This window comes from Microcoleus sp. T3_D1 (genome assembly GCF_036700405.1).
Lineage (GTDB): Bacteria > Cyanobacteriota > Cyanobacteriia > Cyanobacteriales > Microcoleaceae > Microcoleus.
Map to the genome: position 1 here is coordinate 1 of NZ_JAUBOV010000099.1, position 3,785 is coordinate 3,785.

General features: G+C 47.5%; 5 protein-coding genes. 3 read left to right on the top strand and 2 right to left on the bottom strand.

The features are described from left to right. Both QT992_RS29415 and QT992_RS29420 read left to right on the top strand, forming a co-directional pair. Window positions 1-220: hypothetical protein (locus QT992_RS29415; protein ID WP_333378366.1), on the top strand; the 220-nt coding region annotated here is incomplete at its 5' end. Window positions 221-463: 243 nt separating this feature from the next. Further along, window positions 464-1,282 (top strand): tetratricopeptide repeat protein, encoded by an 819-nt coding sequence (locus QT992_RS29420; protein ID WP_333322570.1) that lies wholly within the window; start codon window positions 464-466, stop codon window positions 1,280-1,282. A 202-nt stretch (window positions 1,283-1,484) separates the two neighbouring features. On the opposite strand, the gene QT992_RS29425 is transcribed toward QT992_RS29420, so the two are convergent. Further along, a complete protein-coding gene (locus QT992_RS29425) occupies window positions 1,485-1,721 on the bottom strand; it encodes a hypothetical protein (protein WP_333143511.1) in 237 nt (78 codons plus the stop codon). Between the two features lie 331 nt (window positions 1,722-2,052). Next, complete coding sequence (locus tag QT992_RS29430) at window positions 2,053-2,838, bottom strand: TIGR01548 family HAD-type hydrolase (RefSeq protein WP_333342140.1); 786 nt, start codon at window positions 2,836-2,838, stop codon at window positions 2,053-2,055. Window positions 2,839-3,166: 328 nt separating this feature from the next. Between QT992_RS29430 and QT992_RS29435 the strand changes: the two genes are divergently transcribed. Further along, window positions 3,167-3,478, top strand: coding sequence for a 30S ribosomal protein PSRP-3 (locus tag QT992_RS29435; protein ID WP_333056906.1), 312 nt, complete (start codon window positions 3,167-3,169; stop codon window positions 3,476-3,478). The last annotated feature ends 307 nt before the right edge of the window (window positions 3,479-3,785 follow it).

Genomic DNA, 3,785 nt, shown 5'->3' on the forward strand with positions numbered 1-3,785 from the left:
GCGGGTTTATAGAACCTATTTGCAAGCTTTAAGGCTGTTGGCGAACCCGCCCCTACGGCTAATTGAGAATGGTGCAATATCTCAGTTAAAACTGACATCTTGCAGCAATATCAATAAGAGGATTTTTCGTGGGGTCGGGCGGGTTTGTCGATTCCCTCCGCTTCCCTTCGCCCAAAATCAGGTAGGGGCGGGTTCACCAACAATATCTGCCAATAATTGACAATTTCAAAAACCCGCCCCGGCCGGGATATTATTGTCAATCGATCGGACATGATATCAGTTAAACCCGCAACTACCCAACCAAAGTCCGCCTACGCCGCCTAAACCAAATCCCGAACCTGCGGAGGCAGGTTTTGTCTGTGTAGCTGCGACTTAAGTCGCCGAGACTTTTCACACATCTTCCAACCAACCCCGGCAATTTCGGTTAATAATATTCTTAGTAAAGTTTAAACCGTCAACAACAATGATTCGCTCACTTTTCACATTTTTTACAGTATTAATTGTAACCGGCTTAGTATGGTTGGGAAATATCGCCCCCGTAGTCGCCCAAGTACAACCAACAGATATCACCGATCCTCAACAGGAATTGGGAGAACTCGTTCAAAAAGCTTTTGAAGCTACAAATGAAGGCAAATTTCCCGCCGCCGAAACTTTTTGGACTCAAATCATTGACAAATTTCCCTCAGAAGCCGCCGCTTGGAGCAACCGAGGCAACTCTAGAGTCAGCCAAAACAAACTACAAGCCGCTATTACCGACTACGAAAGAGCGATCGAACTAGCACCCGACGCCCCCGATCCCTACCTAAACCGCGGCACCGCCTTAGAAGGTTTAGGACGTTGGGAAGAGGCGATCGCCGACTACAATCACGTACTAGAATTAGACCCCCAAGATCCAGCCGCCTACAACAACCGAGGCAACGCCGAAGCAGGTTTAGGAAAATGGGAACAAGCAATTGCCGACTACAGCAAAGCCTTTGAATTAGCCCCCGAATACGCCTTTGCCCGCGCCAACCACGCCCTCGCACTTTATCAAAACGGGCAAACCAAAGAAGCAATTCGCAACATGAAAAACATCGTCCGCAGATACCCCCAATTTGCCGACATGAGAGCCGCCCTCAGCGCCTGTCTTTGGGAAACAGGAAATCGCGGCGAAGCAGAGAGTAATTGGGTAGCAGCGATCGGCCTCGACTCCCGCTACAAAGACCTCGATTGGGTTGCCAATAACCGCCGCTGGCCACCAGTTGTAGTCAGCGCCTTAGACAAATTCTTGCACTTGCAATAATCTCAAAACGCCAATAAAAAATTGCGAGCATCCCGATGATTGTGGGGTATAGTTCCTAAAAGGGATGCTCCCAAAAATGACCCAATCTCATCCTAAGCTAGCAGGAAATAAACTATTGAAGAACAATTCAAACTCTTCTTGCAGGTTTCTTCTTTCCTCAATATTCATCCCTTAAATCCGTTCCCTCCGTTGAATTCTCTTATCAAAACTCGTATTCCACATCTCCAGCAACAATCCTATCTGTCACCAAGATTCTGTATAGTTCCAGTTCTTCAACAGTAACTTTGCCGTCCGCACAAATCGCTCTCTTAATGTCTTCCATTTCTTGCTTAGATATCTTGCCGTTAGCAACAGCTCGCTCGATTTGGGCTTGGAGCTTTTCTAGTTGCCGAGTTTCTTCCAGCGTAGGTTGTTTATCAGTCGATCGCGAAACTAACATAGTTGCATTCTCCTAGAGATTGACCTCTACTCTGTACTAAGCCGCAGCAGCAGATATTGTCAACTCAAAGATGCAAAAATTGACAAATAAATGTAACAAAACTACATTTACTTGTCAATAGGATAAGCTGCCAAATTTTTTAACAAAATTACCTTTCTTTGTCAATAAAATAAGGTGCAGAATGCGTAGCCAACAGACTGACTGGCCTACTCAACCTCTTGCAAAAATAACTAGGACGGGCAAGATGCCCATCCCACAAGAAAAAATAACTCTTGTGGGATGGGCATCTTGCCCGTCCAATAAATTTATGAAAAGGACTTTTGCAAGAGGCCTACTGAACTAATTCCAAAATCCGCGCAGCCGTCAACTCCTCCACATTCCTGAAAACCGCTGCAGCACCCGCATTTTCCAGCCCTGCAGCATAAGCCTCACAGCGCACAGCATCATCCAAAACATGAGGCGGCAAAATTCCAGCCCCCAGCCAAACCCGGTTTGGTTGCACTTCCCGCGCCCTCACAACCGTGTAAATATCCGCAACAGTATCTCCCGCGTAAATCACGGGCAAATTTTTTTCTAAACCGTGCAGAGTTTCCAACTGTTCAATTGCCGCGAAAAGTCCAGCCGGATCGGGTTTTCCCGGTGCATCTTCCATCGCCACCAACACCGGGGAATTTAAACTTAGTTTCCCTGACAAAACATAAGCAGCTTCATCCCGCATCGCCCCGCTAAAAAAGCCCCAAACCATGCCCCCAACCGTTAAATTTTCCAGATAAGCCGGACTTAACAGCAGCGGTTCATCGCAAATGTAACCAGTCCAATTTTTCTCATCAGGCCCGCGATAGCGACTTTGGAAAAAAGCCACTAATTCGTCATAGTTGACAGCGAGTTCGTTTCTCGATCGTCCAATCCCCTCAAAATAACGGCAAACTAACTCGAAAGACGCCTGCCAGTCATTATTCCACACACCCTCAGACTTCAGAGAGTCGATATCGAGAGAATTCGGGCGAAAAGCACCCTCCGTGAAATGTTCCACCGCATCGGCGATCGCCCGCCGATAGGAACCGGACACATCCCGCACCACACCGTCAATGTCGAAGACTAAAATAACTCTGTTCACAATTTAACCATCCTTGTACCTACGGCGCGTGAGAACCAATACGCTTGGGTTAAAACTGTTTATTCCGGGCGAGATCCCCCTCAATCCCCCTGATTGTTGGGGGACGCAAGAGTAACTTCTTGTCCCCCCCTTCTTAAGGGGGGCTAGGGGGGATCGGGCTCGGGCCCAAGCGTATTGCGGTGAGAACCCAAATTTTATCGGTTCCCAGCCCCTGAGTGGCGCTAAAACCAGCCGCGCCACAAAACTTTTCATGGCCGATGACCAATTATCGAACAGAGTGTGCTACGCTTAGCGATTGTAGAAATTTTTAACAAGTTCGATCGGAACCCTGGAGGTTTGCTTGTCCAAGTTCATCTTAAAAGTTCTCTGGCTAGAAGAGAATGTGGCCCTCGCCGTTGACCAAGTTGTCGGCAAAGGAACTAGCCCGCTGACATCCTACTTTTTCTGGCCCCGCAAAGATGCGTGGGAAGACCTCAAAAACGAACTCGAAGCCAAACACTGGATTGCTGACAACGATCGCGTCGAAATCCTCAACCAAGCCACAGAAGTAATCAACTACTGGCAAGAGGAAGGCAGACGGCGCCCGATGACTGAAGCTCAGTCAAAGTTCCCCCTAGTGACTTTTACCGGCAGCAACTAAGCCCCGCTTTTAGTTGCTACCCATATACATTGCCTGTTATGGCTGACGAGGGGAAGGAGAGAGGGGAGAAGGCGAGAGGATTTGACGCTTTTTCCGCCTCGCCGTGAAACATAAAATTTGAATTCGCTACAGCTTATTATTGATATTAACTCCGATTTTGGAACCTACTCCGGTTTTGGGCTTGGTCGATTTGAGATTTATTGAAAATAAAGCTCTAAAATCGGCGTTGTTTTGATAATTAATACTTACGCGAAAAGTGGTTTGATCCGCTGCTTATAGATTTTTATGAACGGGCAAGATGCCCGTT